Source organism: Streptomyces sp. NPDC004561, assembly GCF_053602155.1.
In genome coordinates this window covers 1-5,463 of the sequence record NZ_JBSGDB010000543.1, presented here as the reverse complement: position 1 = coordinate 5,463, position 5,463 = coordinate 1, and the positions used below count along the sequence as shown (strand labels likewise).

4 protein-coding genes and 1 pseudogene are annotated in these 5,463 nt (G+C 69.8%); 1 reads left to right on the top strand and 4 read right to left on the bottom strand.

Features of this window, described 5'->3' with window-relative positions:
• Positions 1-90 precede the first annotated feature (90 nt).
• The 3 genes from ACWEN3_RS40265 to ACWEN3_RS40255 all read right to left on the bottom strand — a co-directional run bounded on the left by ACWEN3_RS40265 (position 91) and on the right by ACWEN3_RS40255 (position 3,288).
• Positions 91-609: an RNA polymerase sigma factor gene (locus ACWEN3_RS40265; RefSeq protein WP_452981830.1), complete on the bottom strand. Its 519-nt coding sequence runs from the start codon at positions 607-609 to the stop codon at positions 91-93.
• 161 nt (positions 610-770) lie between these two features.
• Positions 771-1,811, bottom strand: a complete 1,041-nt coding sequence (locus tag ACWEN3_RS40260; RefSeq protein WP_452981827.1) for a lytic transglycosylase domain-containing protein — start codon at positions 1,809-1,811, stop codon at positions 771-773.
• A 682-nt stretch (positions 1,812-2,493) separates the two neighbouring features.
• Positions 2,494-3,288, bottom strand: a complete 795-nt coding sequence (locus ACWEN3_RS40255) for a helix-turn-helix domain-containing protein (RefSeq protein ID WP_452981833.1) — start codon at positions 3,286-3,288, stop codon at positions 2,494-2,496.
• Positions 3,289-3,399: 111 nt separating this feature from the next.
• Here ACWEN3_RS40255 and ACWEN3_RS40250 point away from each other — a divergent pair, with 111 nt between their 5' ends.
• A complete protein-coding gene (locus ACWEN3_RS40250) occupies positions 3,400-4,413 on the top strand; it encodes a zinc-dependent alcohol dehydrogenase family protein (protein WP_452981824.1) in 1,014 nt (337 codons plus the stop codon).
• A 224-nt stretch (positions 4,414-4,637) separates the two neighbouring features.
• Here the strand turns inward: ACWEN3_RS40250 and ACWEN3_RS40245 are convergent.
• Positions 4,638-5,463, bottom strand: a pseudogene (locus tag ACWEN3_RS40245) (IS701 family transposase); the annotation flags it as partial.

The window sequence follows — 5,463 nt, the reverse complement described above, 5'->3', positions numbered from 1 at the left end:
TTTGGTCAGCTCGGCGTACACGTTCGCGTTATCCACCTCGGCATCCCAATTCTTACTTGACAAACTTAAACATAGTTGATTATATTCCACTCAAGGATTTTTGCCGCCCGCACGCGGCCGGCCGCGCCCCAGCAGGAACAGCACAAGCCCGAGCGTCCCAGCCAGCGAGGCGCGCAGCGTCCGCCGGGCACGGGCCAGCAGGGACTCGACGGTCCGGTAGCTCAACCCCATCCGAACGGCGACCTGGCCAACGTCCAGGTCCTCCGACCTCAGCCGCAGCGCCTCCGCCTGGCGGGCGGGCAGCTCACCGCTTCGCACGGCCAGCCACTTCGCCTCGGCCCGGTCGCACACCGCCTCCTCGACGGGTACCGGACCCGGCGCAATCAGTGTGGGACGCCTGCCCACCTCGGCCTCGCGTTTGACCTGCCGGTGCCGGTCGACGCACAGCCGCATCGTCACCGTCGTCAGCCAGGCGCCGAGCCGCTCGTCGTCCAGGTCCGGGCGCTCCGCGGCCCGCAGCATCGCCTCGTGAACGGCGTCCTCGGCGTCCTCCTGGCTCATGGATCGCCGCCGGGCCACCTTGAGCAGCTGCTCGCGATGGCTCCACATACGCTTCCAACGCTCGTCAGTAGCCGCTGTGTCCGCAGGCATGTCCGTCGCCATGAGGGCCCCTTCGCACTCACCCGGCGGTTCTGTGCTTCCGGCGGGTGTTGCGACATTACCGCCGAGTAGCGGTGGTTGTGGAGGGGGCGACGCCCATTGTGTTCTGGTTAGTTGCTGGTGGTCAGCGGCCCCGCGTCGGGTAGCACACTGCCGCCGGGCAGCGTGAGGGTCGGTTCGGGGACGGGAACCAGTGGCGTCCCGGACGCCTTCGGGACGCCGGCCGTAGGGGACGGGCGGGGGGAGGGTGAGGCGGGCGGCGCCGACTGCTTGCGCGAAGGCCCAGGGCCCGGCTTCCGGTCGTCCGAGGGCTTCGACGACGAGGGCTTCGTCCTCTTCGGGCGGGACGGCTTCGGCCCGTCTGGCCGGGATCCGGCTGACGCGTCCGGCACCACGCGGTGTCCGGTCAGGTAGTACGCGTACCACGCCTTGACGGTGCCCAGATAGGCGTCCGAGTGGTTGTAGCCCAGGATCGCCCGGTCCAGGTCGGCGGGAATCGACAGGTTCCGGCCGCCCGCGCACAAGTAGCGGCCGGCGGCAAGCGCCGCGTCGTAGATGTTGTTCGGGTCCGTCCGTCCGTCGCCGTTGCCGTCCGTTCCCCAGCGGGCCCAGGTGGACGGGATGAACTGCATCGGGCCGACCGCGCGGTCGTACACCGCGTCCCCGTCGTACGCGCCGCCGTCGGTGTCCGCCACGACGGCGAAGGCGCCGCCAGTCAGCCGCGGGCCGAGGATAGGTGTCACGGTTGTACCGTCCGGCGTCAACCGGCCGCCCCATGCCTGCCCGGACTCCACCTGCCCGATCGCGGCCAGCAGCTGCCAGCGCAGCCGGCAGCGTGGCGCGCTGCGCGCCAACTCCTCCTCGGCACGCCGGTACGCGGTGAACACGCTCGCGGGCAGGGCGCCGCCGCCCGTCACTCCCTGTGCCGAGCTCTTCTTCCACGTCCGCAGCGGGGGAAGACCGGTGCGGTACGGCGTGTCGCCGGACACGCTCAGGCCGTGCTTGGCGAGTGCCTGCCCCCGCGCGGGCTCCGCGCCCGCGGCCGAGACCGCCCCCGGCGCCTGCGATGCGGTCAGCACGGCCATCGCCGCCGCCGCGATCGCCGTACCCCTGGCACCTCTCAATGTCCCCTTGAGTGCACGTGCTGTCACTGTGCAGCCCCCTCCGTAGGTGAATCCGTCGTCTGCTCTACGCGGCCGGAGGACAGATCCGTCGCGCGGAACCGGGGGAATCGGACGGACGCCTCTTCGGGGGCGCGGTACGCATGCGCGTCCGTCAAGGTCTCACCAAGCGGTTGAACGCCGCGGTGATGGCTCCCTTTCCTCGGAAAGGTGATGGGTGTTGGTCCGGCGAGAGCATTCGTTCACGGCGCATTGCGGGTCCCGACGCACCAGGAACGTGAACGCCCAAGGTTGGCCTCCAAAGCGTCGGGCACGCCATGGCGCACCAGCACCGCTTGGTGGTCGGCAAGGTCAAGACGATCTCGACCAAGCGCGAGGGCCGGCGCTGGTCGTCATTCCGACCGCCGAGCAGACTCAGCCCGCGCCCCTGTCCGCGACCGGCGCGGTGGTCGGCATCGACATGGGCACAGCCAATTGCGGACATCGTGAGCGCCCTGACCTACGGGCTGGGCGGGTCCGTCGCGAAGCCGCACCGGCCTAGTACTCCAGCCGGACTTCTCCATTTTCGCTGGTCAACGGCCCGGAAGTGGGACTGCACAGCAAGCTGGGTGCGGGTATGGCGAGGTGGACTGCCATGCTGGGGTCACCTGCGGGCTGGACCTGTGCGCTGGAGCTACCGCTCGGGTGTACGCGATGGGTCGCCCGACCTGACTCACCGCGCCCGCAGGATCGCCGCCGACTCCTCGTCCAGGGGCAGGAAGGCCTCCAGATGCAGCTCCGCCACCGTGACGTCGACGGCGGTGGCGAACGTGGTCCGGGTGGTCAGCAGCCGCAGCTCGCCCTCGGGGCAGCGAAGTCGGAGCGGAACGGCGAATCCCAGGTGGTCCTGGGCGGGTTGGACGGGCGGGAGGTATCCGGTCAACTCGGCGGCGAGCGCGGCCAGTCGGGCATCCTGATGCTGGCGGGCCCGGGCGCGCTGGTTCTCGATGATGTGGCGGCCCCACTCGGCGAGGTTGATGACTCGGCGGGCCATGCCGTCCGGGTGCAGGGCCAGCCGGAAGACGTTCAGCGGCGGTTTGAGCAGCTCCGGTGCAGCGCCTTCGGTGAGCACGTCGAACGCCCGGTTGGCGGCCAGGAGTTCACCGTGCGGACGGGCCACCAGAGCGGGGTACGGCAGGTGGCCGTCCAGGATGCGCCGCAGGGCCTCGTGCACCGGCCGGAGCAGCGGTGCGTCCAGCGCGGACTCCGGGTACTGCGCGGCGAAGCCAGCCGCGAGCAGCAGTGCGTTGCGTTCGCGCAGTGTGAGACCGAGGGATGCGGCCAGGCGCAGCACGATGGCCCGCCCCGGCTGGGAGCGGCCGCGTTCGATGAAGCTCAGGTACCGCTGCGTGGTCCCCGCCAGGTGGGCCAGTTCCAGCTGGCTGAGACCGCGCAGGGTGCGCCACCGCCGCACCTGGGCGGGAAAGTCGGCGGGGTCGACTGTTGCGGGGGCCGATTCGCTCACCAGAGGGTTGTAGCGCAGCGGCACGCCGTGTGGCCATTCCCGGCAGGGAATTGAGCGGTGGCTCTCGACGCCCGACGATCCATCAGACAACCGTCACTGGAGATCGGATCAGCCATGCGCTCGTACCACCTGCGGACACCGGGCAGCCTCGACGGAATCGTGCTGCGTGAACGGGGAATCCCCACGCCCGGCCCTGGGGAGATCCTGATACGGGTCCGCGCTGCCGCGTTCAACAAGCGTGACGCGCTCATCATGCACGACCGCTACCCGCTGCCCACCCGCCCGGACGTGATCCCGCTCAGCGACGGCGCGGGTGAGGTCGTCGCGGCGGGTGAGCGGGTCACCCGGTTTCGGATCGGTGACCGGGTGGTGGGTAGCTACTGGCCGCGCTGGCAGGGCGGCCGGCTCAGTACGGACCTGTACGACCAGCTCGGAAACACCTTGGACGGGATGCTCACCGAGTATGCCGTGCTCGACCAGGAGTGGGCGGTCCGCGTGCCCGACTCGCTCGACTGGACGGAGGCGGCCACCTTGCCCTGCGCCGCCGTGACTGCCTGGACCTCGCTCACTGGCGGACAAGGGCTGCTGCCGGGCCGCACGGTGCTCACCCTGGGCAGCGGAGGCGTCTCGCTGTTCGCCCTCCAGGTCGCCAAGGCAGCCGGCTGCCAGGTCATCTGCACCACATCCAGCGATGCCAAGGCCGAGCGGCTGAAGACGCTGGGGGCCGACCACGTCATCAACTACACGAGCACGCCGGAGTGGAGCGCGGCTGTGCACCAACTCACCGGCGGCGAGGGCGCTGACCTAGTCCTCGACACCATGGGCCCCGCCACCATGGAGCAGTCGATGCGGTCGTCGGCGCTGTACGGTGAGGTGGTGATGCTGGGCGGCGGCGCCACCGAGCCCTGCCTGCAGATCGATACCGCCACCTACGCCCGCACCATGACCACCGTCCGGCGGGTTTTCGTCGGCAGCCGCGCGGACCTGGCTGACCTGGTCCGCGCCGTCGACGTGAACGCGATCCGCCCGGTGATCGACCAGGTCTTCCCGTTTGCCGAGGCCCGTGACGCCTTCGCCTACTACCTTTCCGGGCAGGCGTTCGGCAAGGTCGTGGTCGGTATCGACTGAGCCGGGCACCCGAGCCCGGGGTCGCCGTCCACTCCCAGCCCATTGAACAGCACAACGCGTCTGTTCCGAGCCTATTTGGCTGACGCTCCATCAGGGGGGCGGTGGTTCGTGACCCACCCGATCGGGGTGCGTGCGGCTCCGGTAGTGGCAGTGCCGTGCGACGGCTTGGTGTCGTCGCCGCCAGTACGACCAGTGGAGCCGACGCTGGGATGGGTGCGGTCTGCCTGGCGGGACATGGGCAAGATCCAAGAACCGTCGCACTTCTGCCACGGTGAGGGGAACGAGGCTGCCTGGACCGTTTCTGCGACCCCCTTTTCGAGGGCGTGGGCGGCCATCGCCGCCAGGAAGCAGTGCGCAAACATGGCCAGTGTGATGTGCCGATACCAGCCGACGTAGCGACGGACCTCGTACTCATCCAGGCCGCACTCGTTCTTCGCGGCCTGGAAGCACTCCTCGATGGCCCAGCGTGAGCCGGCCACACGGACCAACTCGCCGACGGTCGTCCCCTGTGGTGCGAAGGCGAGGTAGTAGGCGATCTCCGAGGGGCGGGCCAGGCTGCGGCGTGCCAGCACCCAGCGGTGGTGCATGGGTACCTCGCCGTTCTCGTCGTCGGCAGCAGGGAGCCTGGCCGCGGCCCAGTCGTAGACCCGTGGCCCCTTCGCTCCGTCCCCGCACGAGATCCGCCCCCAGGCGTCGTCTGGTGCGCCGGTCAGGACGTGGTCGATGCGCCAGCTTCCCGCAGGCGACTTGACCTGCTGTGACTTGGGAACCGCCAGTACATAACCCACACCGGCATCCTCCAGCGTCCGCCGGAAGCCCCGTTCCTGCCCGTAGGCCGCGTCGGCCGTCACCCAGGCGATCGGCAGCGCGGAGGCGAGCGCACGCAGCACCATCGCGCGCGCCAGTTCGGGCTTTGTCGCGAACGGCCTGTCCTCGGGGATTCTCGCTGCCCGACACCGTTCCCTGAGCTTCCCCCGAGATGCGAGGAGGGGTGACAGCGGGTCAGATAGATCTCGTGAGAGGAGATCTGACGATGCCTGCCCCGAGGAA